At 59.0% G+C, this 25,369-nt stretch carries 23 protein-coding genes and 1 pseudogene; 14 read left to right on the top strand and 10 right to left on the bottom strand.

Features of this window, described 5'->3' with window-relative positions; translation table 11 throughout:
• Positions 1–60: 60 nt before the first annotated feature.
• Positions 61–1,476: an acetyl-CoA carboxylase biotin carboxylase subunit gene (locus ACOYXE_RS22940; protein ID WP_025112637.1), complete on the bottom strand. Its 1,416-nt coding sequence runs from the start codon at positions 1,474–1,476 to the stop codon at positions 61–63.
• A gap of 190 nt (positions 1,477–1,666) precedes the next feature.
• Between ACOYXE_RS22940 and ACOYXE_RS22935 the strand changes: the two genes are divergently transcribed.
• Positions 1,667–2,629, top strand: a complete 963-nt coding sequence (locus tag ACOYXE_RS22935; protein WP_077575110.1) for a LysR family transcriptional regulator — start codon at positions 1,667–1,669, stop codon at positions 2,627–2,629.
• Here ACOYXE_RS22935 and ACOYXE_RS22930 read toward each other — a convergent pair.
• From ACOYXE_RS22930 to ACOYXE_RS22920, 3 genes are all read right to left on the bottom strand, one after another.
• A complete protein-coding gene (locus ACOYXE_RS22930; RefSeq protein ID WP_077575111.1) occupies positions 2,571–2,774 on the bottom strand; it encodes a PA3496 family putative envelope integrity protein in 204 nt (67 codons plus the stop codon). The genes ACOYXE_RS22935 and ACOYXE_RS22930 overlap by 59 nt on opposite strands.
• 158 nt (positions 2,775–2,932) lie before the next feature.
• Positions 2,933–3,799 (bottom strand): transcriptional regulator HexR, encoded by an 867-nt coding sequence (gene hexR, locus ACOYXE_RS22925; RefSeq protein ID WP_008078846.1) that lies wholly within the window; start codon positions 3,797–3,799, stop codon positions 2,933–2,935.
• A gap of 127 nt (positions 3,800–3,926) precedes the next feature.
• Positions 3,927–6,797 carry a putative bifunctional diguanylate cyclase/phosphodiesterase gene (locus tag ACOYXE_RS22920; RefSeq protein ID WP_405122628.1) on the bottom strand — a complete coding sequence of 957 codons (2,871 nt, stop codon included), beginning with the start codon at positions 6,795–6,797 and terminating at the stop codon, positions 3,927–3,929.
• Positions 6,798–7,054: 257 nt separating this feature from the next.
• Between ACOYXE_RS22920 and uvrD the strand changes: the two genes are divergently transcribed.
• From uvrD to ACOYXE_RS22905, 3 genes are all read left to right on the top strand, one after another.
• On the top strand, positions 7,055–9,238 hold the full coding sequence (uvrD, locus tag ACOYXE_RS22915) for a DNA helicase II (protein ID WP_003229685.1): 2,184 nt from the start codon (positions 7,055–7,057) through the stop codon (positions 9,236–9,238).
• A 297-nt stretch (positions 9,239–9,535) separates the two neighbouring features.
• Positions 9,536–10,411: a Tim44 domain-containing protein gene (locus ACOYXE_RS22910; RefSeq protein WP_160059981.1), complete on the top strand. Its 876-nt coding sequence runs from the start codon at positions 9,536–9,538 to the stop codon at positions 10,409–10,411.
• A gap of 137 nt (positions 10,412–10,548) precedes the next feature.
• Positions 10,549–10,956, top strand: a complete 408-nt coding sequence (locus tag ACOYXE_RS22905) for an SMI1/KNR4 family protein (RefSeq protein WP_003187120.1) — start codon at positions 10,549–10,551, stop codon at positions 10,954–10,956.
• Between the two features lie 21 nt (positions 10,957–10,977).
• Here ACOYXE_RS22905 and ACOYXE_RS22900 read toward each other — a convergent pair whose 3' ends face one another.
• A complete protein-coding gene (locus ACOYXE_RS22900) occupies positions 10,978–12,741 on the bottom strand; it encodes a cation:proton antiporter (protein WP_460926695.1) in 1,764 nt (587 codons plus the stop codon).
• Positions 12,742–13,020: 279 nt separating this feature from the next.
• On the opposite strand from ACOYXE_RS22900, the gene ACOYXE_RS22895 reads away from it, so the two are divergent.
• Positions 13,021–13,503: an acyl-CoA thioesterase gene (locus ACOYXE_RS22895; protein ID WP_097089417.1), complete on the top strand. Its 483-nt coding sequence runs from the start codon at positions 13,021–13,023 to the stop codon at positions 13,501–13,503.
• 104 nt (positions 13,504–13,607) lie between these two features.
• Here ACOYXE_RS22895 and pdxY read toward each other — a convergent pair whose 3' ends face one another.
• Entirely contained in the window at positions 13,608–14,480 is an 873-nt protein-coding gene (gene pdxY / locus ACOYXE_RS22890) for a pyridoxal kinase PdxY (RefSeq protein ID WP_160059983.1), read from the bottom strand.
• Positions 14,481–14,597: 117 nt separating this feature from the next.
• Between pdxY and ACOYXE_RS22885 the strand changes: the two genes are divergently transcribed.
• Complete coding sequence (locus ACOYXE_RS22885) at positions 14,598–15,011, top strand: DUF3301 domain-containing protein (protein WP_026000521.1); 414 nt, start codon at positions 14,598–14,600, stop codon at positions 15,009–15,011.
• A 6-nt stretch (positions 15,012–15,017) separates the two neighbouring features.
• Here ACOYXE_RS22885 and ACOYXE_RS22880 read toward each other — a convergent pair whose 3' ends face one another.
• Positions 15,018–15,983, bottom strand: a complete 966-nt coding sequence (locus ACOYXE_RS22880; RefSeq protein ID WP_460926694.1) for a CobW family GTP-binding protein — start codon at positions 15,981–15,983, stop codon at positions 15,018–15,020.
• 29 nt (positions 15,984–16,012) lie between these two features.
• On the opposite strand from ACOYXE_RS22880, the gene ACOYXE_RS22875 reads away from it, so the two are divergent.
• Positions 16,013–16,369: an NADH:ubiquinone oxidoreductase gene (locus ACOYXE_RS22875; protein ID WP_460926693.1), complete on the top strand. Its 357-nt coding sequence runs from the start codon at positions 16,013–16,015 to the stop codon at positions 16,367–16,369.
• Positions 16,370–16,373: 4 nt separating this feature from the next.
• Here the strand turns inward: ACOYXE_RS22875 and ACOYXE_RS22870 are convergent, their stop codons facing one another.
• On the bottom strand, positions 16,374–17,018 hold the full coding sequence (locus tag ACOYXE_RS22870; protein WP_160059986.1) for a DUF1826 domain-containing protein: 645 nt from the start codon (positions 17,016–17,018) through the stop codon (positions 16,374–16,376).
• The gene (gene zigA, locus ACOYXE_RS22865; RefSeq protein WP_160059987.1) at positions 17,018–18,223 is read right to left on the bottom strand and encodes a zinc metallochaperone GTPase ZigA; all 1,206 of its coding nucleotides are present in this window, start codon (positions 18,221–18,223) and stop codon (positions 17,018–17,020) included. Before zigA ends, ACOYXE_RS22870 begins: the two co-directional genes overlap by 1 nt.
• 221 nt (positions 18,224–18,444) lie before the next feature.
• Here zigA and ACOYXE_RS22860 point away from each other — a divergent pair, with 221 nt between their 5' ends.
• The gene (locus tag ACOYXE_RS22860; RefSeq protein ID WP_460926692.1) at positions 18,445–18,822 is read left to right on the top strand and encodes a glutamine synthetase; all 378 of its coding nucleotides are present in this window, start codon (positions 18,445–18,447) and stop codon (positions 18,820–18,822) included.
• Here the strand turns inward: ACOYXE_RS22860 and ACOYXE_RS22855 are convergent.
• Positions 18,819–20,021, bottom strand: a complete 1,203-nt coding sequence (locus ACOYXE_RS22855) for an N-acetylmuramoyl-L-alanine amidase (protein ID WP_405122625.1) — start codon at positions 20,019–20,021, stop codon at positions 18,819–18,821. The two genes, ACOYXE_RS22860 and ACOYXE_RS22855, sit on opposite strands and share 4 nt — an antisense overlap.
• Before the next feature lie 84 nt (positions 20,022–20,105).
• Between ACOYXE_RS22855 and folE2 the strand changes: the two genes are divergently transcribed.
• The 6 genes and pseudogenes from folE2 (at position 20,106) to ACOYXE_RS22825 (ending at position 25,313) form a co-directional block, all read left to right on the top strand.
• On the top strand, positions 20,106–21,002 hold the full coding sequence (gene folE2, locus ACOYXE_RS22850) for a GTP cyclohydrolase FolE2 (protein WP_160059990.1): 897 nt from the start codon (positions 20,106–20,108) through the stop codon (positions 21,000–21,002).
• On the top strand, positions 20,999–21,667 hold the full coding sequence (locus tag ACOYXE_RS22845; protein ID WP_160059991.1) for a metal ABC transporter ATP-binding protein: 669 nt from the start codon (positions 20,999–21,001) through the stop codon (positions 21,665–21,667). The genes folE2 and ACOYXE_RS22845 overlap by 4 nt, the downstream gene beginning before the upstream one ends.
• Positions 21,667–22,534: pseudogene (locus ACOYXE_RS22840) on the top strand (metal ABC transporter permease). The gene ACOYXE_RS22845 and the pseudogene ACOYXE_RS22840 overlap by 1 nt, the downstream one beginning before the upstream one ends.
• Before the next feature lie 11 nt (positions 22,535–22,545).
• On the top strand, positions 22,546–23,421 hold the full coding sequence (locus tag ACOYXE_RS22835; protein WP_460926691.1) for a metal ABC transporter substrate-binding protein: 876 nt from the start codon (positions 22,546–22,548) through the stop codon (positions 23,419–23,421).
• Entirely contained in the window at positions 23,418–23,978 is a 561-nt protein-coding gene (locus ACOYXE_RS22830) for a gamma carbonic anhydrase family protein (protein WP_460926690.1), read from the top strand. Before ACOYXE_RS22835 ends, ACOYXE_RS22830 begins: the two co-directional genes overlap by 4 nt.
• Positions 23,979–23,981: 3 nt before the next feature.
• Positions 23,982–25,313 carry a dihydroorotase gene (locus ACOYXE_RS22825; RefSeq protein WP_460926689.1) on the top strand — a complete coding sequence of 444 codons (1,332 nt, stop codon included), beginning with the start codon at positions 23,982–23,984 and terminating at the stop codon, positions 25,311–25,313.
• Positions 25,314–25,369 lie beyond the last annotated feature (56 nt).

Raw genomic sequence — 25,369 nt, 5'->3', positions numbered from 1 at the left:
AAGAAAAAGCCAATCTGCTTTTACTTGCCGCTTGCAGCTAAAAGCTCGCAGCTGTTTCATTCATAGGCCTGCGTGGGCGGCGATGGCGGCGGCGATGGCCAGGGCCAGCTCTTCGGGTTTGCGCTTGATCGAGTAGTTGGTCAGTTCAGGGTGGCTTTCAACGAAGCTGGTATTGAACTGGCCGCTGCGGAATTCCGGGTTGCGCAGGATTTCCTGGTAGTACGCGGCGGTGGTCTTCACACCTTGCAGACGCATGTCGTCGAGGGCACGCAGGCCACGGTCCATCGCCTCTTCCCAGGTCAGTGCCCAGACCACCAGCTTCAGGCACATCGAATCGTAGAACGGCGGAATGGTGTAGCCGGTGTAGATCGCCGTGTCGGTGCGCACGCCCGGACCACCGGGGGCGTAGTAACGGGTGATCTTGCCGAAGCTCGGCAGGAAATTGTTCTTCGGGTCTTCGGCGTTGATGCGGAACTGCAACGCGAAACCCCGGTGCTGAATGTCTTCCTGTTTCACCGACAGCGGCAGGCCGGAGGCAATGCGAATCTGCTCGCGGACGATGTCGATCCCGGTGATTTCTTCGGTGATGGTGTGTTCCACCTGCACCCGGGTGTTCATCTCCATGAAGTACACCTCGCCCTCGGCGAGCAGAAACTCCACGGTGCCGGCGTTCTCGTAACCGACAGCCTTGGCCGCACGTACCGACAGGTCGCCGATGTAGGCGCGCTGTTCCGGAGTCAGTTGCGGGCTCGGGGCGATTTCGATGAGTTTCTGGTTGCGGCGCTGAATCGAGCAATCACGCTCAAACAGGTGCACGACGTTGCCGAAGCTGTCGCCTAGGATCTGCGCTTCGATGTGCTTGGGATTGACGATGCATTTTTCCAGGAACACTTCGGCAGAACCGAACGCCTTGGTCGCTTCGGAAATCACCCGAGGGAAATTCTGTTCGAGTTCTTCGCGGCTGTTGCAGCGACGGATACCACGACCGCCACCACCGGAAGTGGCTTTGAGCATCACCGGGTAACCGATGCGGTCGCCCTCGGCCAAGGCTTCTTCGATGTCGGCCACGTTGCCTTCGGTGCCCGGCGTGACCGGTACGCCCGCCTTGATCATGCTGCGGCGCGCTTCAGTCTTGTCGCCCATGCGGCGGATGACTTCTGCCGACGGACCAATGAATTTGATCCCGCGTTCGGCGCAGATATCAGCCAGCTCAGCGTTTTCCGAAAGGAAACCGTAACCGGGGTGCAGTGCATCGCAACCGGTTTCGACGGCGAGGTTCACCAGCTTGCGCGGGTTCAGGTAACCGGCCAGTGGCTCGGCACCGATGCTGTGGGCCTCATCTGCACGCTTCACATGCAAGGCATGGCGGTCGGCGTCGGAAAAAATCGCAACCGAGCGAATACCCATTTCGGCGCAGGCTCGCACGATTCGTACGGCAATCTCACCACGGTTGGCGATCAGGATCTTTGTTATCACTTGGAGGTTCCCTTGAGCCGGTGGCACCACGACCTGCTAGACCCAGGTCGACGCGTGACCAAATGTTTCAATTTAGTCGCAGGTCCACACTAGCGCTCATGAGGGATTAACAAAAATGAATAAAAATTGGGTTAGGCATAAGCAAAGACTTATAGTTGAAACATCAGCCCGCCGTCAGAGCGTATAAAAAATGCGTAAGTCCTTGATGCGTATGACATTGCGTCAATTGCAGATCTTCAACGAGGTGTGTGATTTACGCTCTTACAGCCGCGCAGCCGAGGAAATGTCTCTCACACAACCGGCTGTCAGCCTACAGATTCGTCAGCTCGAAGAGCTGATCGGGCAGCCACTATTCGATTATGTCGGCAAAAAACTCTACATGACCGAGGCTGCCGAAGCACTTCAGCGCGCCAGCCGGGACATTTTCGGGCGCCTGGAAAACCTCGATATGCAGCTGTCGGACATGCAGGGTTCGCTGCAAGGTCAGCTGAAACTGGCGGTGGAGTCCAGCGCCAAGTATTTCGTGCCGCACCTGTTCGCCGCTTTCAAGCGTCAGCACCCGGAAGTGAATCTGCAACTGACCGTGGTCAACCGTGGCCAGGTGATTCGCAGGCTTTCGGATAACCGCGATGATCTGGTGATCATGTCGATGGTGCCGCAGGACATGGGTCTAGAGTTTTTGCCGTTCCTCAACAATCCGATTGTTGCCGTGGCGCGCCCGGATCATCCGTTGGCGCACATGGGCCCGCTGCGTTTGCAGGACCTGGAGCCTTACACGCTGCTGATCCGCGAACCGGGGTCGGGTACGCGACTGGCCTGCGAAGAATACTTCAAAGAGAAACGCGTGCACTTCACCCAGACTCAGGAAGTGGCCTCGGCCGAAGCACAACGTGAATGTGTGCAGGCGGGTCTGGGCCTGGCGCTATTGACGCGCCACGCCCTGAACCTGGAGCTGGCGACCGGCGGCCTCGTCGAGTTGCCGGTCGATGAATTGCCGCTGTTCCGTAGCTGGTGTCTGGTGCAAGCGAAAGCCAAACGCTTGTCACCGGTGGCACACGCCTTCCTGGCGTTTATCCGCAGCGAACGGGTGCAGATCAGCGCGCTGGTTGAGCGCTTCGACGGGAAGCTGCGGGTGCCGCCTGCCAGTGAGTGATGTCGGGAAAGTCGCCGATTTCAGCTTGAAGCTGACGGAGTTCGAAGCGATCTTCGATGGCGCGGCGAAATTCCATGCGGCGCTGGTCTTCCTGCTGACGACGGGTTTTCGCGGCGCTGTTGCGTTCTTCGTAGGGCTGAGCCATTTCGAGTCTCCCAAGGCGATGACGGGAGTTTCACGATAGGTGTGGGGGATGACGGTTTGATGAAAGTAACCGTCGTAAAGCAAAAGATCGCAGCCTTCGGCAGCTACAGGGATCGCATTCCACATGTAGGAGCTACCGAAGGCTGCGATCTTTTGCTCTTAATCATCCAGCGCTTTGGCGGCTTTCGGCGACAAACGCAGGCTGCGCAGACTGCGCTTCACGCTCTTGAGGTGATTGACCAGACTCGGCCCGCGCGCCATGGCTACGCCCATCGCCAGCACGTCGATCACCACCAGGTGCGCGATACGCGAGGTCAGCGGCGTATAGATTTCGGTGTCTTCATGCACATCGATCGCCAGATTGACCGTCGACAATTCGGCCAACGGCGTCTGGCTCGGGCACAAGGTAATCAGCGAAGCCCCGCTCTCACGCACCAGATTGGCGGTGATCAGCAAATCCTTGGAGCGCCCGGATTGGGAAATACAGATCGCCACATCGGTCGGTTTCAACGTCACCGCCGACATCGCCTGCATGTGCGGATCAGAATACGCCGCTGCAGTCAGCAGCAAACGGAAGAACTTGTGCTGCGCATCCGCCGCCACCGCGCCCGAGGCGCCGAAGCCATAGAACTCAACACGCTGCGCCTGCGACATCAACGTCACCGCACGCTGCAACTCGATCGGATCGAGCTTCTCGCGAACCTCCATCAAGGTGTGCAACGTGGTGTCGAAAATCTTCAGGCTGTAGTCGGCGACCGAGTCGTCTTCATGGATCGCAAACTGGCCGAAGCTGGCACCGGCCGCGAGGCTTTGCGCTAACTTCAGTTTGAGATCCTGAAAACCGGAGCAACCAATGGCGCGACAGAAGCGCACGATGGTCGGCTCGCTGATGCCGACGCTGTGGGCCAGGTCGGCCATGGAACTGTGCATCACCGCCGCAGGGTCAAGCAGCACGTGGTCGGCGACCTTGAGCTCCGACTTGCGTAACAGGTGACGTGATTGGGCGATGTGTTGCAGCAGATTCAAGGGGCTGGACTCTTCTTATGGGCAAGGATGTAGCACGCTTGTAGTTATACTACATGAATTGGCTTTTTGCCTGCTCAATGCGTAACTCGATGTCCCCATATCAGGCGCGATGAGGTGCATGTAGCCCTTAAAACGGTTTTTCCTGTTCACGCAAAAGCCCGGCCAGACTGTCAGCCTCCACAGGCCGGCTGATCAGATAGCCCTGCACTTCATCGCAACGCTCGGCGCGTAAAAACTCCAGCTGATCCTGTCGCTCGACGCCTTCAGCCACTACTTTCAGCGACAGTCCGTGAGCCATGGCAATGATCGCCCGAGTGATCGCCGCATCTTCACTGCCCTCACCCAATCCGCGAATGAATGCCTGATCGATCTTCACGTAATCCACCGGAATACGCTTGAGATAACTCAGCGATGAATAGCCGGTGCCGAAGTCATCGATCGCCAGTTTCACCCCCAGATCACGCAGTTGCTGGAACGTCGCGATGATGTGTTCGACGCTATCGAGCAGCTGGCTTTCGGTCAGCTCCAGCTCCAGGTAGTGCGGCGCCAAACCGGTTTCCTCCAGCACCTGCCGCACCAGACTGACCAGCTTGCCCTGACGCAATTGATGCACCGACAGGTTGACCGAAACGCGGATCGGCTCCAGCCCCTGACGCTGCCACTCGCAGGCCTGCCAACAGGCCTGACGCAGGACGAATTCGCCGATCGGCCCGATCAGACCGGTTTCCTCGGCGAGCCCGATGAAATCCCCCGGCGGCACTCGACCCATGATCGGATGATCCCAGCGCACCAGCGCCTCCGCCGCATTCAGCCGTCCGGTCTGCAGACACAGCTTCGGTTGATAGAACACCTTCAGCTGCTTTTCCTCAATGGCTTTGCGCAACTGATTTTCCAGCTGCAAGCGCTCAAGGGTGCTGGCCTGCAAGCTATCGGTGTAGAACTGGAAGTTGTTCCCGCCCAGATGCTTGGCGTGTTGCATGGCCATGTTCGACTGGCTGACCAGCGCAGAAATCTCCCGGGCATTGTCCGGCAGCATGCTGATGCCCATCGAGGCGCTGACAACCAATTCATGCCCTTCCACGGTCAGCGGCAAACGCAGCTTGGACGACAATCGCGTGGCAACCCGGGCCAGACTCGACAGGTTACCGTAGGCATCGAACAGCACCGCAAATTCATCACCGGACAATCGCGCGATGGTGTCGGCTTCCGGCAAGGCGTTGACCAGCCGGCGCGCCATTTTCTGCAGCAACTGGTCGGCAATCTCATGGCCCAAGCTGTCGTTGAGCAATTTGAAGCGATCCAGATTGATGTGCAGTAAGGCCAGACTGCGTCGACCCTGACGCGAACGCTGATGCGCTTCATGCAAGCGCTCGCGGAACAGCGAGCGGTTGGCCAGACCGGTCAGTTCGTCGTAATGAGTCAGATAACGCATGCGCTCTTCGGATTCACGCCGCGCCGACAAATCGGCGAAGAAGCCCACGATATGACTGACATTTCCCCGACTATCGCGCACCGCATTCAGTTGCAGCCACTGCGGGTACAACTCGCCGTTCTTGCGCGTCTCCACCAGTTCGCCCTGCCAACTACCATGCTGCTCCAGTGCATGACGGATCGCCACGTAATGACGACGGGCGTCGCGGCTGCATGGCAGCTCGACGACGTTGCGCCCAAGCATGTCCTCGATGTCGTAACCGGTGACCCGGCTGAACGCCTGGTTGATTGCGATCAGCGCGTAGTTCGGGTCGAGAATCACGATGCCTTCACTGGCCGCTTCGAACACCGTCGCCGCCAGTCGCTGTTGTTCTTCGAGACTTTTGCTGGCGCTGATGTCGCGCCGGGTGCCGACCATGCGGATCACCCGCCCGCTGTCGCTGCGTTCTACCGCGCGGCCACGGTCTTCGATCCAGACCCAATGGCCATCGCTGTGACGCACGCGGTATTCGATCTGATAGTCCTCGGTGCGCCCCTTCAAATGCTCGATCAACGCGTATTTCAGCGTCGGCACATCGTCGGGATGCAGGCGTGGTTTGAGGTCGCGCAAAAGCGCCGTGACGTATTCCGGAGCGAGGCCGAACAGCTCCTGAATCTGCGTGTGGTGAACCTCGTCGGTTTGCAGGTTCCAGTCCCACAGACCCAACTCACTGGCTTTCAACGCCAGCGCCAGCCGCGCCTCACTTTTGCTCAGGGCCTGATTGGCTGCATCCAGCTCAAGGCTGCGCTGGGCAACGCGGTCTTCGAGTTCGACCTGAGCTTCACGCAATTTGCCCTCGGCACAGCGACGCTGGTCGATTTCCCTGGCCAGTTCCTGATTGAGCTGCTCGCTGCGCATTTGCGTCTGTTGCAGGTGTTCGATCAAGTGCTGATTCTGAAAGCGCCGCAGCAAACCGCGATCAATCAGCCGATTGACCTGCCAAGCCACCACGCTCAGGGAGCCGAGCAGGATCAACCCGAGCCAGCCCCAACCGCGCGCCTGTTCGTCGCCGCCCCAGAAAAGGTAGCCAATCGCTGGCAGCAGACACGGCAAGGTAAAGGAGAGAAACGCCGGCAGGCTCACCGCGTAGGCGACACTGGCCGACAGGGTTGCGGCGCCAATCAGGCCGAACACCCAGGCTTGTTGCATGAAGTTGTCGGCGGGCACCAGGGCGATGCCGGCGCCGGCCAGCGTCAACCCGGTCATGGTCGAGCCCAGCAGAAACATCCGCCGCCAGATCGGTTGCGCCTGACGATCAGGGATTGCCGAGTCGAACGCTGCGACCTGAATCACCCGCAACGCCACCAGCGACAGCAGCCACACCAGCCAGACGCTGACCACGAAGTAGCGCTGCGGGCTCCAGAGCAAACCGGCGCAGACCAGACCATTGATCAACATGAACAGCGTGGGCAACAACGAGCCCTGATACAGCAGACGCGTGCGCTCCACCGCCATTTCGACGGCATAGTGCTTGCGGATAACCCGGGGTTCCACGGAGGGGCCCGACAGTTCGGAGCTGAGGGTCATGGGCAACGTTCTTGTTCTTATAAGGAGGGCGTGCGCCCGAAACGTGGACGGAGCATACACAAGCCGATCCCGTTGCCAAACTGCTCCAGATCATAATTTCAGCGAAACTTTTCCGTCCTTTGCCACCCGCGAAACCCTTCGAGCGCGGCGGGCCGATGCCTGTAGCCAGTGACCGACCGGTCGTCATCGACAGGAGTTTCATCGGCTAATGCAAAGCTCGGTTTGCCCGGGCCTGCGGCGCACCCTAGAATGCCCCGATGCGCGATGATCTCTCCCTTCTGCTGAACTCCCTCAACGATGCCCAACGCCAGGCCGTAGCAGCCCCCGTTGGCCGTCAGTTGGTCCTGGCCGGTGCTGGCTCCGGTAAAACCCGAGTGCTGGTGCACCGTATCGCCTGGTTGATCCAGGTCGAAAACGCCTCGCCCCACTCCATCCTGTCGGTGACCTTCACCAACAAGGCCGCTGCGGAGATGCGTCATCGCATCGAGCAGTTGCTGGGTATCAACCCGGCCGGCATGTGGGTCGGCACCTTCCACGGCCTGGCGCACCGTTTGCTGCGGGCGCACTGGCAGGAAGCCGGACTGAGCCAGACTTTCCAGATTCTCGACAGCGACGACCAGCAACGGCTGGTCAAGCGGGTGATCCGCGAGCTCGGTCTCGACGAGCAGCGCTGGCCAGCCCGTCAGGCGCAGTGGTTCATCAACGGTCAGAAAGACGAAGGTCTGCGTCCACAACACATTCAGGCCAGCGGTGATTTGTACCTGGCGACCATGCGCGGCATCTACGAAGCCTATGAGGCGGCGTGCCAGCGTGCCGGCGTCATCGATTTCTCCGAATTGCTCTTGCGTGCCCTCGACTTGTGGCGCGATCACCCGGGCCTGCTGGCGCATTACCAGAAGCGCTTCCGCCATATTTTGGTGGACGAGTTCCAGGACACCAACGCCGTGCAGTACGCCTGGTTGCGCCTGCTCGGCAAGGGTGGCGACAGCCTGATGGTGGTCGGCGACGACGACCAGTCGATTTACGGCTGGCGTGGCGCGAAGATCGAGAACATTCATCAATATTCTTCCGACTTCCCGGACTCGGTAACCATTCGCCTGGAGCAGAACTACCGCTCCACCGCCGGCATCCTCAAGGCCGCCAACGCCCTGATCGCCAACAACACCGGGCGTCTGGGCAAAGAGCTATGGACCGACGGCGGTGATGGCGAAGCGATCAATCTGTACGCCGCGTTCAACGAACACGACGAAGCACGCTACGTTGTCGAAACCATCGAAAGCGCGCTGAAAACCGGCTTGGCCCGTAGCGATATCGCGATACTCTATCGCTCCAACGCCCAATCGCGCGTTTTGGAAGAAGCTCTGCTGCGCGAGCGCATTCCGTACCGTATCTACGGTGGTCAGCGCTTCTTCGAGCGTGCGGAAATCAAGAACGCCATGGCCTACCTGCGTTTGCTCGAAGGTCGCGGCAACGATGCGGCGCTGGAACGGGTGATCAACGTGCCGGCCCGTGGCATCGGCGAAAAAACCGTCGAAGCGATCCGCGATCACGCGCGCCACAGCGATGTGTCGATGTGGGAAGCGATGCGCCAACTGGTCGCCAACAAAGGCCTGACCGGTCGCGCTGCCGGTGCGCTGGGTGCGTTTATCGAACTGATCGAAAACCTCGCCGCCAAGTGCATGGAAATGCCGCTGCACTTGATGACACAGACCGTCATTGAGCAATCGGGGCTGATCGCTTATCACGAAGCGGAAAAAGGCGAGAAAGGCCAGGCACGGGTAGAAAACCTTGAGGAACTGGTCAGCGCCGCGCGCAACTTCGAGAACACCGAAGAAGACGAAGAGCTGACGCCACTGGCGGCATTCCTCGGCCACGCTTCTCTGGAGGCCGGCGACACCCAGGCCGACGAACACGAAGACAGCATTCAGCTGATGACCCTGCACAGCGCCAAAGGCCTGGAATTCCCTTACGTGTTCCTCGTGGGCATGGAAGAAGGCCTGTTCCCGCACAAGATGAGCCTGGAAGAACCGGGACGTCTTGAGGAAGAGCGGCGTCTGGCCTATGTCGGTATCACCCGGGCGATGCAGAATCTGGTGATGACCTATGCTGAAACCCGACGCCTGTACGGCAGCGAGACCTACAACAAGGTCTCGCGTTTCGTACGTGAAGTGCCGAAAGGTCTGATCCAGGAAGTGCGTCTGTCGAACAGCGTTAGCCGACCATTTGGCGGCAACCAGTCGATGAGCGGCAGCAACCTGTTCAGCGGCAGCGAAATTCCGGAAACGGGTTTCAGCCTCGGTCAGGCGGTACGCCATTCGATCTTTGGTGACGGCGTGATCCTCAACTTCGAGGGCGCCGGCGCGCAGGCGCGGGTGCAGGTGAACTTCAGCGAAGGCAGCAAGTGGCTGATGCTCGGTTACGCCAAGCTGGAAGCGATCTGACACCAGTTCTGCTGTTTTTGTGGGAGCGAGCCTGCTCGCGAATGAAATCGCTGCGGTTGATCTGATAGACCGCGGTGCGGCTTTCGCGAGCAGGCTTGCTCCCACAGGGTTCGATGTTCTGAGGCGAAATCCCGCTGAACCAATCTCCTTTTCCTACAGCCAAAAGTACACGTTCTTATTGCCTCGCGAAGCTGAACGCGACCTGTCAGGCAAAAGCCCGAAACACTCTCTCGCTAGCCAGTAACACTTCAGCTGTGCAACATGGCGCGCGTGTCTCCACAAACGGGAATACCCTTTATGAAACGTTTTCTTAGCATCGCCATGGCGTTGTGCATCGGCCTGACGATGAGCCTCGACGCCAACGCCAAGCGCTTTGGTGGTGGCAAAAGCGCCGGCGCTGCGCCGACGCACCAGACCAGCCAGATGGCTCCTTCTTCTCCAGGTGTCGGCGGCGCGGCTGCGACCGCAGGTGCTGCAGGTGCCGCTGGCGCTGCCGCCAAGGCCGGCGGTGCTTCGAAATGGCTCGGCCCTCTGGCCGGTATCGCCGCCGGTGGCCTGCTGGCGTCCATGTTCATGGGCGGCGGCTTCCAGGGCATGCAGATCTTCGACATCCTGATCATGGCCGTGATCGCGTTCGTGATCTTCCGCTTCATCGCCGCGCGTCGACGCAAGCAGCAGGAGCAGTTCGCTCCGGCCGGCGCGCCGATGCAGCGTGAAGCGTTCGAGCAGAAGCCTGCCGCCATGGGTTCGATCTTCGGTGGTTCGGCTGCACCTGCTGCCGCCCGTCCGGTGATCAACGCGCCGGCCTGGTTCAACGAGCAGAACTTCCTTGAAGCTGCACGCAGCCACTTCCAGTCGCTGCAGCAGCACTGGGATGCCAACGAAATGGACAAGATCGCCGAGTTCGTGACCCCGCAAATGCTCGAGTTCCTCAAGCGTGAGCGTGCAGATCTGGGCGACGCGTTCCAGTCGACCTACATCGACAACCTCCAGGTACAACTGGATGGCGTCGATGACCGTGCCGACAAGACCATCGCCACCCTGACCTTCAGCGGTGTGTCGAAGACCTCGCGCTTCGACCAGGGCGAAGTGTTCAGCGAAAGCTGGAACATGGAGCGTCCGCAGGGCGACAACCAGCCTTGGCTGGTGGCCGGTATCCGCCAGAACGGCTGATCCCCTCCAGGCGTCACCTGCCGTAATAAAAACCCCAGCCTCGGCTGGGGTTTTCTATTTCGCGGTTGCATCTATAGCGAGCTACTGTATAAACCGGCCCATATAAACCGCGCCATTCAAGCAAGAGGATCCCGGACGTGGAAGAAATCATCGAACAACTGCGTGAAGCCAACGAACCCGTGCCGGTTCCTTTGGAGTTACCTGACGAAGATCTGCTGGTCGAAATCGAAGAACAGCTGTTCATCGACATTCCGTTTGTCTTCAGAGAGTTTTTGCTGACCGTCAGCGATGTGGTGTACGGCAGCCTTGAGCCGGTGACCGTCACCGACCCACAATCCCACACCTACTTGCCGGATGTGGCGGCCAACGCCTGGGATGCCGGGGTTGATCGCAGCCTGATTCCAATCTGTCAGGACGGCGACGACTACTACTGTGTCGAAGAGGACGGCACGGTAGTGTTGTGGCAGGCCGAAGAAGAGTTGATTGCCGAGGAAACCTGGGAATCGGTGTGGCACTGGGCGCGGGACGTCTGGCTGGAAAGCTGATCGGCCAGCCGCCCCGGCAGGTCAATGCCCCGACGACTCCTTGTGGTTGTCGAGGGTTTCCAGCAGCGCCACCTGCATCCGCGTGTGCACGCGGATGAACCAGCGCCAGAGCAGCGCCGCCACGGCGGCCGCGACTACGGCGATCAGCACCAGCAACTTGTTGGTCGGCAAGATACTGGCCGACAAGGCTGCCAACAGCAGGAAAATCACCAGCAGCGAGAGGATCGGGATCACTTCGGAGATCACCCGGCGCACTCGCTGCGTGTGACGCCCGGCCATCTCCGGCTTCACGCCCATCTCCGCCAGCAGCATCGACAGCGCCTTGAGCTTGCGATACGCCGCGATCAGGAACGGCAGCGACACCAGCAACGCCCCGCCCCAGATCAACGCCTTCTGCCAGCTCGGATCGCTGATCCAGTCCTGTAGCCAGGCCGAGAGGCGTTCAGCAAAGAATGCCCCGCTAAAGAAGATCGCAATCACCAACGCCAGATTGACCCCGACCTGGAGCAAGATCTTGCGGATAATCGACGCCAGCATCGCGCCCTCGCCTTGCGGCTGGATACTGCGCAGCCATTCACCGTACATGCCCAACACACGCCCCAGACTCTTGGGCACAGCGCCGGACAGCTTGATCGACAGCGGATCCGCCGCACGAATCAGATAAGGCGTCAGCAGCGTCGTAATCACCGACACCGCCACAGCGACCGGATAAAGGAAGTTACTGGTGACCTGCAAGGTCATCCCCAGCGCGGCGATGATGAAGGAAAATTCGCCAATCTGTGACAGCCCCATCCCGACGCGCAGTGAGGTGCGTCCGTCATTGCCGGCGATAAAAGCCCCGAGGCCGCAGGACAACATCTTGCCGAGCACCACAGCGACGGTGATCACCGCAATCGGCCACGCATATTCGAGAAGAATCAGCGGGTCGAGCATCAACCCGATGGCGACAAAGAAGATCGCGCTGAACAAATCGCGAACCGGCTCGATCAGCCGCTCTATCTTCAGCAATTGCCGCGACTCGGCCATGATCGCGCCGATCAGGAACGCACCGAGCACCATGCTGTATTCGAGTTTGACCACCAACAGGCAGAAGCCGAAACACAGGCCGAGCACGGTGATAAGCAGCATTTCGTTGCTTTCGAATTTGGCCACATAGGCCAGCAGACGCGGTACCAGCAAAATGCCGATGACCAGCGCGACGATCATGAACAGCGACAGCTTGCCGACCGTGGAAAACACTTCGCCGGAGCTGACCGTGCCGCTGACCGCAATGCTGGAAAGCAGCGCAATGATGCCGATGCCGAGGATGTCTTCAACAATCAGTACGCCGAAGATCAACTGCGCAAAGCGCTCGTTTTTCATCTTCAGATCGTTGAGCGCCTTGACGATGATGGTAGTCGAAGAAATCGCCAGAATCGCGCCGAGGAACAGCGAGTCCATGGTGTTCCAGTCAAACCAGCGGCCGATTTCGTAGCCGATCCAGATCATCAGGACGATTTCGAGGAACGCCGCAATAAACGCCGTGGCGCCGACCTTGAACAGCTTGCGCAGGCTGAACTCCAGGCCGAGGCAGAACATCAGGAAAATTACCCCGAGTTCGGCGAGGGTCTTGATGGTTTCCTCGTCATGAATCAGGCCGAACGGTGGCGTGTGCGGGCCGATGATAAAGCCGGCAACGATATAGCCGAGCACCACCGGTTGCTTGAAACGGTGGAACAACACGGTCACCACACCTGCGACCAACATGATCACTGCCAGGTCCTGAATAAAACTGATGGCATGCATGGCGTGGGCTCCTTGAATGACGAGGCTCGCTGACAGACGTCAGAAAAGTCTGGGCGAGCTAGGTAAAAATCCGCTTTTGGTGTGGGAATTGCCCTTGAGGCGGGCTTTTGCAGGGTAACACCGCGACTTCCGCCTGGAAGGCGGTGCAATATATGGAAACAGATCGATTCCGGCGTGACGGCGGCCAGTCGCCCGGCGTCCCGATAACGGTGCTTTTGAAAAGCGACCAGGCACCCGCAGAGGTGCTTCCAGCAACCAGCCTTGATCCGTGAGAACGTTATGGAACCCGGAAACGCCCAGCTGTCGATGACGGTACTAATGACCCCCGACATGGCCAACTTCTCTGGCAATGTCCACGGCGGCACCCTGCTCAAATACCTCGATGAAGTGGCTTATGCCTGCGCGAGCCGTTATGCCGGCCGCTACGTGGTGACCCTGTCGGTGGACCAGGTGATTTTCCGCGAGCCGATTCATGTCGGCGAACTGGTGACTTTCCTCGCCTCGGTCAACTACACCGGCAACACGTCGATGGAAGTCGGCATCAAAGTCGTCACCGAGAACATCCGCGAGCGTTCGGTGCGTCACACCAACAGCTGCTTCTTCACCATGGTTGCGGTGGATGACCAGCGCAAGCCGGCCACCGTACCGCCGCTGCAACCGCAGAACAGTGAAGACAAGCGTCGTTATATGCAGGCGCAGCAGCGCCGGCAGATTCGTCAGGAGCTGGAGAAGCGCTATCAGGAGATCAAGGGCGACGCCTGAGATTTGTAGCGTTAGGAAATCGCTATCGCGAGCAGGCTCACTCCTACATTGGAATTCGTTTCCCTGTAGGAGTGAGCCTGCTCGCGATTGGATTCAACGCGGTCTTACAAACTGATCGCAGTAGCCTCGAACTTCACCCGCGGATGCGCAATCCGATCCTGCGCCCGCACCAGTTGCAACTCATAACTGGCGCACGCCTGAGTCTCCAGCAATACCTCATGCACCGCCGCCGCCGTGAACTCAAACGCGGCCACCAGACTGTCGCCCAACAGCACCCGCGCCAGGAACAGGCCGGACGTCAGATCGCCAACGCCCACCGGCTGACGCGGAAATGCCAGCAGCGGACGACGCAGATGCCAGCTGCCTTCGGCCGTTACCAGTAGCATTTCAAAGCCATCGACCGGTTTACCCGGATAATCCAGATGTTTGACCAGCACCGCTTTCGGCCCGCGCGTCAGCAGCGCACGCGCCATCGCCAGGCAATCGAACAACGACTGCGGCTTGCGCCCGGAAAAACTGTCCAGCTCCAACTGGTTCGGGCACATGATGTCCGCCACGGCGGCCGCCTCCTCCAGAAGGAAATCGCTGACTTCGGTCGGCACGCTGCAGCCCTTCTCCGGATGGCCCATCACCGGGTCACACAGATACAGCGCCTTCGGATTGACCGACTTGATGCGTTCGACACCGCTGAGAATCGCCCGGCCCTGCGCCGCGCTGCCGAGGTATCCGGACAGCACCGCATCGCAGTTGCCCAGCTCGCCAATCGCGGCGATGCCTTCGACCAGCTCGGGAATCTGCTGCGGCGCCAGCACTTCGCCGGCCCATTGGCCGTACTGGGTGTGGTTGGAAAACTGCACGGTGTTGAGCGGCCAGACATTGACCCCGACCCGCTGCATCGGAAAAACCGCGGCGCTGTTGCCGGCGTGGCCGAACACCACGTGGGACTGAATGGCGAGCAGATGAGGCGTACGTTTCATTCGGGTCATTCCGTAAAACGATTGAAATTCAAGCCGCGCAGTATGCGACGAAACGCAGCCTGTACGACAGACCGGCGACGCAGTTAAGCTGACGCTATCTTTTGGAGTTCGATGTTGATGCTGACCCTGGAAAACATCTTCGTGCTGATACTGTTCGCCGCTGCCGGCGCGTGGCTATGGCACAACCACGGCTTGCGCGAACGCGCGCTGGAGCGGGTCAAACAGCATTGCCTGAACGTGCGGGTCGAGTTGCTCGACGGCAACGTTGCCCTGAAGAAGATCGGTTTCATCAAGGACGCCAACGGTCGCCGCCGACTGGCGCGGGTGTACAACTTTGAATTCACCGTGACCGGTGAAACCCGCCATAACGGCACCATCACCCAGTTTGGCGCGCACAGTGCGCAGATCGAACTGGCGCCCTACCCGGCACCGTTCGACGACACGCCACCGGTGGTTGAAGTACACAAGCCGCGCGCCGAAGTCATCGAGTTGAGCCAGTGGCGGCAGGAACATACCAAGTGGAAGCCTTGAGCTGAATCACCGGGTTCGGCATCGCGCCAGCCCCGCCTGCAATTGATCAATATTTTGCGGATCGAAGAAGATCAGTTCGATTCGCGAATCTTTCCGCCATTCGCTGGCCTGCCAGATCAGCTTGGCATTATCCAAAGCATTCGCAGACACCCAGCCATCCGAGCTGCGGATCACCAGTTTCGCTCGCTTCCAATCAAGGCCAGTTAGCCAGTCGGCAGTGCGTTGCTTGTCGAACGTCTGGCCCGGATGCCAACGCCAACCAATGCTCCAGCCACCCTCCTGCGCCTGACTCAGGCAAATCGGCAACGTCGGATCGCTCCAGACGGCCGGCATTTGTCCCAATCCTTTGGGCACGGCCAGGTTATCCACACCGTTGACTGCTTTTGCAGCCAGGCCCGGCAGTTCGTTCAGCGGTAGTTGCGCCTGTTGCGTCCAGATCAGCGGGACTGGCGGCAATCGGTTGGCGATTTTTGCCCGGGCCGTGTCATCCAGGTTTTCGGCCTTGTTCAGCAGCAGCAATCCGGCGCTCGCCAACGCGTCCTGTTGCGCGACTGGTAATGCTTTCCCGCCATGCAGCACCTGAGCATCCAGCACCAGCACACAGGGCTGAACCGCCAGAACGCCTGACCATGGCGCTTCATTCAACTGCTTGAGCAATTGCGCCGGATGCCCCAACCCGGACGGTTCGATAAACAGCCGATCCGGTTTCTCCTTGCGCAACAACCGCCCCAGACCAATCTGAAACGGCGCGCCATTGACGCAACACAGGCAGCCCCCGGCCACTTCGCCGAGTGCGACACCATCGGCATCGCGGGTCAGCAGCGCAGCATCGAGGCCGATCTGGCCGAACTCGTTGATCAGCACCGCCCAACGCTCACCTTCTGGCCGCTGGGCCATGAGCTGGCGAATCAGGCTGGTCTTGCCTGCGCCCAAAGGGCCAGCAATGACATGGGTAGGAATGTTCTGCAACATGGCCGGGAGCTTTCTTGGGAGATTCAAAGATGCGTTGGATGGGATGGTCGTTGCTGTTGACGCTGCTGTCGAGTGAAGCGTGGGCTCAGGCCTGCGTGGTGCACAGTCAGGGCAAGCGGCTCGACGTCAAAGTCTGTCAGCAGAACCGCAATATTCCTGAAAAACTGTTCAACGACGGCTTCTGCCAGCCAACCCTGGCCGGGCAAAAAGTCGAGGTGCAATACGTCGACCAGTGCCCGAGCGGCGCGTTTGGCGTGTGCCGCAACGCGCAAGTCGCCAATATGCCTTATCGCCAGGATATCCACTATTACGGCGTCGCCACCGATGCCGCGTATCTGAAGCCGTATTGCGAGGGCCAGAGCCAGGGTTCTTGGCTCAAGCCTTGAGGCGTCAACCGAGCCAGTCGAGGGTCAGTATCAGACGACGCTCGCCTGCAGCCGGTTGCGGCGAACGGTGAATCAATCCAAAACCTTCATTGCCGTGCCATTTCTCGCCTTTCAGTAAGGCGACGTCGCCGCTCTTGAGTTGCTGTATTTGCGCTTGGGGTTCGGCGTTGGCCTGTCCCAATTGACTGCGATCCATCGCGCCTTCCTTGAGCCATTGGCTGCCAACGCCGGCGTAGGTCGTGATCAGCCGCACCGGCACATGATCAACGTGGAAGCGCGGGCACATGGCTTTATCCAGCACCCGCAGGCGCAGGCCGATGCGCCGCGCACCGAGCAAGCAGGCAAAGGCGCTGACTAACCATTTCAGATCGGCGATAAAGCCTTCGTAACCCTCCAGATCGCGCAAGCCCAAGGCCAGACCAGCAAGATCAGGTTCCGCGTCCTCATCTGGCAACTCCAGACTCAGCGACTCCGCCAGAGGCTCGTTGAGCGACAGTAGCAAGTGGGCAAATTCGCTGATGTGCAAAGGCAGTTGGCGCTGCCAGACGGCGAGGTTGGTGTCGTCTTCCAGAATCCGTGCCAGTGTTTTCGGCGTCGGGCCTTGATGTTGATGGCGGGTACGGTTTTGCAGCAGTTTGAGTGCAAGCATCAGGCAGCCTCTTCGTGCCAAGAGCCGAACGGATCCGCCAGCAATCGCCATCCCTCTACGCCAAGGGCCATTTCTTCATCGGTGAGCAGGCAGGCATCGAGTTCGGCAGAAAGCTGCAGGAAATCGATGTTCTGACCGATGAACACCAACTCCTGGCGACAGTCGCCAACGCTTGGCGTCCAGTTTTCCATGATGGCTGCGGTGCTTTCCTGATCTTGTGGCCACTGCTCCTTCGGCACGAAGCGCCACCAGCGCCCGGCAAAGCCGTGGCGCATCAAACCGCCGGCCTGCGACCAGCTGCCGGCGTCGCTGGGTTTGCTTGCGAGCCAGAAGAAGCCTTTGGAGCGCAGCAACTTGCCGTTCAGCCACGGACGGTCGATGAAGTTGAAGAAGCGCTCCGGGTGAAAGGGTCGGCGTGCGCGGTAGGCTGTGGAAGCGATGCCGTATTCATCGGTTTCCGGCACGTGCTCACCGCGCAATTCCTGCAGCCAGCCCGGTGCTTGCGCGGCTCTGTCGAAATCGAAACGACCGGTATTGAGGATCTTCTCCAGCGGCACTTCGCCCATCACCATCGGAATGATTTCGGCTTGGGCGTTGAGGCGTTTGAGGATGGCGATCAATTCCTCACGCTCGGGCTGGCTGATCAGATCGATCTTGCTGATCAACAGCACGTCGGCGAATTCGATTTGTTCGATCAACAGATCGGTGATCGAGCGTTCGTCTTCTTCGCCGAGAATCTCGCCACGGGAGGCGAGACTCTCTGCCGCGTGGTAGTCCGGCAGGAAATTCAAGCCGTCGACTACAGTGACCATGGTGTCGAGACGCGCGATGTCGGAGAGGCTCTGGCCATGTTCATCGCGGAAGGTAAAGGTTTCGGCCACGGGCAGTGGTTCGGAGATTCCGGTGGATTCGATCAACAAGTAATCGAAGCGGCCCTCACGGGCGAGCTTACTGACCTCTTCCAGCAGGTCTTCGCGTAACGTACAGCAGATACAACCGTTGCTCATTTCGACTATTTTTTCTTCTGCGCGGTTTAAGCTGACATCACGCTGAACTTCGCTGCCATCAATATTGATCTCGCTCATATCATTGACGATGACTGCTACCCGCAAACCCTTTCGATTACGTAGTACGTAATTCAAAAGTGTACTTTTTCCAGCACCAAGAAATCCTGAAAGTACGGTAACGGGCAATTCGGCTGACATTGGATAATCCTCTTTTAATGGCAAGCGATTAGCGCTTTGCTGGCGCTTGGCGTTTTTGTGCTTCATGCGAAGGGTTTCGCTGAAAGTAAACGCTTGAAATCGGCCTGCTCAGACTCGGTTATCTTTTATGTTATAGTATAACAATATAAATAAACCAGCCCTCCTCTTGTCCTAAGTGATAAACCGCAGGAAGCTGAGCCGATACCACTCCGGAATTCGCAATGAAAACTGCGCTGAAATGCTCGTTGTTGAGCCTTGGATTGTTGATCATCGGCAATGCATCGGCTCAGATGCCGGCGCTTGCGACCTGCACACGCAGTGCAAATCTGTTGGCCTGCGTCGATGCCGACGGCAACGCCTATAGCGTCAACACCGTCGGCAACACGCTTTATCTGCGTGGGTTTGAAAAGGCCGGCCAGCGTTATTGGGCGCAAACCAATAGCCGTTTCGGGCAACTGACGTTCTTCACCGGCATCGCTTCTGACGGCGAAGCCTGGGTGGGCTACACACGACGTGTCGGCTGGACGACGATCAATCGCTTCTCCAGCTCGGGTGGTAGCAGCGCGAAATTCACCTGCAGCCGGATTACCGGCTGTTAAACCTGAGCCTCTCGCTGCGCCTGCTGCCAGGCCAGGTGACTGTCGACGGGGGGATTCTTTTCAAAGTAGCGCTGCAATCCTTTAAACAAACCGTCTGCCACGGCTTGCTGATGCCGAGCGGTGACCAATCGCTGGCTGTCCCGCGCATTGGAAATAAAGCCGGTTTCCACAAGGATTGAAGGTACGTCCGGCGATTTCAACACTGCGAATCCAGCCTGTTCCACGCGCTTCTGGTGCAGAGTCGTAATGTCGGCAAGGCTGCCCAGCACCGTACTGCCAAGCTGCAAACTGGCGGCAATCGTTGCATTCATCGACATGTCGAGAATCACCCCGGCGAGCATCGGGTCTTTATCTTTCAAGTTGAGCAGACTCGTTGCACCGAGCAGGTCCGCGCCGTTCTCTCGCTGCGCCATGAAGCGCGCAGTCGCCGACGTTGCGCCCCCCTCAGAAAGGCAATACACCGATGCGCCAGAAGCCGTCAGACGCGGCGCTGCATCGGCATGCACCGAGATAAAAATGTCGGCTTTGTGCTGACGGGCGATCGCCACGCGCTTGCGCAATGGAACGAAAAAGTCGTCATTGCGTACCAGTTTTACGTCGAAGCCTTTCTCTTTTTTCAGACGCTTAGCCAGCATCTGCGCGATGGAAAGCACTACATCTTTTTCGCGTTCGCCCTTGGCGCCGACCGCGCCGGGATCCTTTCCGCCATGTCCCGGATCGACGACTACGACGATGTCGCGCTTCGGATGAGCACTGATCTGCGGTGTTTCACGTGGAACCTTTGGAGCTATTTGAATCAGTTTTGCGCTGACCAAGTCCAATACCAAGCGATGACTTTGTCCGTCTTGCGGCGCTAAAAGAAAGCTGTTCAGTAATACCGGACTGCTCAGATCCAGAACAATTCGCGTATCGCCCTGACCAAAGGGCCCGGATCGGATCGCGCGTATCACCGTGTCATTCAGCGCCAAGTGGCTGAAATCCCCACCCAAGCTTGCCCCACTCACATCAATGATGAGTCGTTCAGGCGCACTGAGCGTGAAGGTCTTGTAGCTGACCGGCCCACTCAAATCGAACACCAACCGCACTTTGTCCTCAGATCGCCAAAGTCGTGCCTGACGAATTTGCGTAGCAGATACGCTGAAGGGCAAAGCAAAAGCGGCGCTGGCCAAAATCAGATTGAGCACTTGACGTCTGTGCATATGAAAACCTGTTCATGAAAAAGACATCGTGATTTGAATTGTTATAATGTAACATTTAATTGAATCACCATGATGGTCCCGAACATGAATTCGCTTTCACTCCCGGATATCGCCGCGCAGACCGCTCGCCAAGCTTTGCCACTCGAATGGGTGGGGATGCAAGGCATCGCATTACCCGTTTTGTTGGAAGGCCAACACCTGAATGCCAAGGCTGACGCTGGAGTGAGCCTTGATGATGGCGAGGCGCGCGGCATTCATATGTCGCGGCTGTATTTGGCCCTGGAGATACTCGAACAGGAACGCCTGACACCCGCTCTCCTGCACGAAGTACTCAAGCGCTTTCTAGAAAGCCACCAGGGGTTATCCAACTGTGCGTACGTGAATATTCACTGCGACTTACTGCTGAAACGCCCCGCGCTAATCAGCCCGTTGGCCGGCTGGAAATCCTATCCGACGACTATTTCGGCAAGCCTGAAAAATCAAATGTTCCACGTGGAACTCAAAATTGACGTGCCCTACTCTTCGACTTGCCCTTGCTCAGCGGCGTTGGCGCGGCAGTTGATCCAGCAACAATTTATCGACGACTTCGCCAACAAAGGTCTTCAGCACGCAGACGTTTTGGCATGGCTAGGCTCGACTCAAGGCATCGTCGCCACACCTCACAGCCAACGCAGCATTGCGCAATTGCATCTGCACCTAGACGAATTCATCGATGAATTGCCGCTGAGCGTGATCATCAATGACGCCGAGGCGGCCCTTGGCACCGCTGTACAAACCGCAGTAAAGCGCGCGGACGAACAAGCCTTCGCCCTCGCCAACGGCCAGAACCTGATGTTCTGTGAAGATGCCGCGCGCCGTCTGAATATGGCATTGCGTCGCACCCCAGGAGTCAGCGGATTCAATCTGCGGGTCATTCACGCCGAAAGCCTGCACGCCCACGACGCCGTCGCCGAAAGCCACTGGCAGCGTGAACAAGCATGATCCGCTGCCAATCGCTGAGTTGGGGCGCACCCGGTCAACCACTGACGAGCCCGCTGAGTATTGAGTTCGACAGCGGCAGCCTGACCGCGATCATCGGTGCCAATGGCTGCGGCAAGAGCAGCCTGCTGAAAGTCATCGCCGGATTGCAAAAACCTTTGGCAGGCAACGTTGCCCTCAGTGTTCCACGTCAAAGCGGGTTGTCATTCCTGCCCCAGCAACAGCATCTCGACCGACAATTCCCCATCAGCCTGGAAGAACTGATCTGCGCCGGTTTCTGGGGCCGACGGCTTTCAACACAATTGCGCGCACAACGTCTGAAAGACGCACTGGAAAACTGGCACCTCAGCGGACTCGGGGAGCGTCCACTCATGGCCCTGTCCGGTGGAGAACTGCAACGTGCCCTGCTCGCCCGCCTGAGTCTGACCGACGCTCCAGTGTTGTTGCTCGACGAACCCCACGCCGCACTCGATGAGCTCGGCCAACAACTGCTTTGGCAGCACATCCATACCTGGCATGGCGAAGGTCGAACACTGGTCGTCGTGTGTCACGACCTCGCCGCCGTACGCCAGCACATCCCGCAAACCTTGCTGATCAAAAACCACGAATGCGTGTTCGGAGCCAGCAACGAGTTGATCCGGCAAACCCCTCACACGCAGGTGGCCTGATGCTCGCCGTCGCCCATTTCTGGCAGCCGTTCAACGAATTTTTATTCATGCGCCGCGCCCTGCTCGGCGGCTTGGTATTGGCGTGCAGCACTGCGCCGCTCGGCGTGTTTTTGATCCTGCGGCGAATGAGCCTGATCGGTGACGCGGTGGCCCACGGAATACTTCCCGGCGCCGCACTGGGTTTCTGGTTTGCCGGACTCAGCCTGCCTGCGCTGACGCTCGGAGGTCTCGGGGCCGGCCTGAGCATGGCCGGCCTCGCCGCCTGGATCACCCGCCGCACCGGCCTGCGCGAAGACGCCAGCCTCGCCGCGATCTATCCCATTTCCCTCGCCAGCGGCGTACTGATACTCGGCATCGCCGGCAAACGCCTTGACCTGTTGCATCTGCTGTTCGGCTCAGCACTGGCCGTCGACGGCCCGACCCTCACCGGCATGTTATGGGTTTCGGGATTCAGCCTGGTCGCCATGGCGCTGATCTACAAGCCGCTGTTGCTCGACACCCTCGACCCGCTGTTCCTGAGAACCGTCAGCCGCCTCGGACCCCATCGCCCACGGCGTCTTTCTGACTCTGGTCGTACTCAACCTGGTGATCGGCTTCCAGGCAATCGGCGCTCTGATGGTGGTTGGACTGATGATGCTTCCCGCCGCCGCTTCGCGATTCTGGAGCCGCCGTCTGCCGATCCTGATGGCCATCGCGGCCGTCATCGGTTGCCTCTCGGTGTGGTTCGGTTTGCTGCTGTCGTTCTACTGCTCTTTGCCCAGCGGCCCGGCCATCGTCCTCGTCGCCGGTGTCGGTTATCTGCTGTCCGTGGTGTTCGGGCCGGTCCACGGTTTGTTGCGCCGCCCGCCTTTGCTCACATCCCAATGAGGTGTTTCCCGATGCGCGCTCTACTCGTGTTGCTTAGCCTGATGCTGTCGATGTCCTTGTCGGCGGCGGAAAAATTACCGGTGGTCACCAGCTTCAGCATCCTCGCCGACATGGTGCATCAGGTCGGCGGCGAGCATATCCAGATCACCAACATGGTCGGCCCGGACGCTGACGCACACACCTACGAGCCAACACCGGACGATGCCAAAGCATTGCTTGGCGCAAGATTGATCATCAAGAACGGCCTCGGTTTCGAGCCGTGGCTGGATCGTCTGGTCACCAGCACCGACACTAAAGCCACGGTCATCAGTGCCAGTCACGGCGTGATTCCCCGCTCGCTGGATGAGGACGGCGAAACCGTTCCCGACCCACACGCCTGGCATAATCTGGCGAACGCCGAGTTGTATATCGCCAATATCACCAAGGCACTGGTCACTGCAGATCCTGCGAACAAAGCCGACTACGAACGCAACAGCAAAATCTATCTGAAGCAGATCTACGCCCTGCTCGCCGAGGCCAAAAACAAACTCGGTGCGCTGCCTCCGGGCAACCGCAAAATCGTCACCAGCCACGATGCCTTCGGTTATCTCGGCCAGGCGTACGGCATCGACTTCATGGCACCGCAAGGCTTGTCCACAGAACGAGAGCCATCGGCCGCGGAAGTCGCTGCGCTGATTACCCAGATTCGCCAAGCCCACGTCAAAGCGGTGTTCATGGAAAACATCAAAGACGCGCGTCTGCTCAAACAGATCGCCGACGAAAGCGGCGCGCACATTGGTGGCACGCTCTACTCCGACGCCCTCGCCGCCCGCGGCCCCGCCAGCACCTTCACCGGGCTGTTCGAATACAACCTCGACACCCTCTACAACGCGCTGAGCCAACCATGATCCGCAAGAACCCATCAGGTGATTTGCCACAAATTGCCGAGTCAGCCTACGTCGACAAAACCGCAATCATCTGCGGCAAAGTGGTGATCGGCGAGAACGTGTTCGTCGGTCCCTACGCGGTGATCCGCGCCGACGAAGTGGACGCCTCGGGTGCAATGGAGCCGATCACCATCGGCGCCAATTCGAATATCCAGGACGGCGTAGTCATCCATTCCAAATCCGGCGCAGCAGTGACCATTGGTGAGTTCACTTCCATTGCCCACCGCTCGATCGTCCACGGCCCCTGCGTCGTGGGCGACCGCGTGTTCATCGGCTTCAACAGCGTGTTGTTCAACTGCATCGTCGGCAATGGTTGCGTGGTGCGGCACAACTCGGTGGTCGACGGTCGAGATTTGCCAGACGCTTTTTACGTACCCTCGACTACTCGCATCGGCCCAAACACCGACCTCTCGTTATTCCCGCCAGTGAGTGTCAGCGCCTCGGAGTTTTCCGAAGATGTGGCGCGCACCAACGTCGATCTGGTGCGCGGCTACAAAGCCTTGCAGAACGAGTTCTGAATCATGAGCAGCGTGCTGATTCGCAACGCAAGACTGGTCAATGAAGGACGCGAGTTCGACGGCGATCTATTGGTCAGCAACGGGCGCATCGTCAAGATTGCTCGCAGCATCGAAGGCGAAAACGCCAAGGTGGAAATCGACGCGAATGGCCAATGGTTGCTGCCGGGGATGATTGACGACCAAGTGCATTTTCGTGAGCCCGGTGCGCCAGCCAAGGGCAGCATTCATAGCGAATCTCGGGCGGCGGTTGCCGGCGGTATCACCAGTTTCATGGACATGCCCAATACCAACCCGGCCACCCTCACCCTCGCAGCGCTGGCCGACAAAAAGCGCCGGGCGGCGCTCGGTTCGGTGGCCAATTACGGCTTTCACTTTGGCGTGAGCCGCAACAACCTCGATACGGTCGCCGCGCTCAATCCCTGCGAAGTGGCTGGGGTGAAAGTGTTCATGGGCGCGTCCACCGGCAACATGCTGGTGGATGATCCGCAAATTCTTGAGCGACTGTTCGCGGAAGTGCCAACGATCCTGTTGGCCCACTGCGAACATACTCCGAGTATCGACGCCAACGCGGCCAATCTGCGTGAGTTGTTCGGTGAGCGAATACCGCCCGGCGCTCACCCGCTTATCCGCGATGCCGAGGCATGTTATCGATCCTCTTCACTGGCGGTGGAGCTGGCGCAACGTCACGGCACGCGCCTGCATGTTTTGCACCTGACCACAGCGCGTGAACTGGCGTTGTTCGAGGACAAACCCCTAGCGCAGAAACGCATCACCGCTGAAGTCTGTCTGCATCATTTGCTGTTCGATGATCGCGATTACTCAAGCCTTGGAAACTTGATCAAGTGCAACCCGGCGATCAAGACTCAGGCCGATCGCGATGCGTTGCGCGCGGCCCTGAACAGCAATCTACTGGACGTGATCGGCAGTGACCATGCGCCACATACCTGGGAAGAAAAGCAGCGAGCTTATGCGCAGGCGCCTTCCGGATTACCGCTGGTACAGCATGCGTTGCCCGCGTTAATGGAGCTGGTGGCGGATGGAATTTTGCCGATCACGACCTTGGTGGCGAAGACCAGCCATCGCGTCGCGGATCTGTTTGCGATTCCGGATCGTGGGTATTCGCGTGAGGGGTATTGGGCGGATCTGGTGCTGGTTGAACGGCAAACGCTGGAGGTCGATCGGCAACCGATTCTGTCGCAGTGCGGATGGACGCCGTTTGCCGGGTGCAGCTTTCGGCATCGGGTGAATACGACGATTGTTTCGGGGCAGATTGCCTGGCGGGAGGGTCAGGTGAATGAGGCGTGTCGAGGATTGGCGCTGAGGTTTATGCGTTGATTCAAACCCCTGTAGGAGCTGACGAGTGAAACGAGGCTGCGATCTTTTGATCCTTT

It is taken from the genome of Pseudomonas sp. MC6, assembly GCF_054790575.1.
This window is presented reverse-complemented; position numbering and strand designations above follow the sequence as displayed.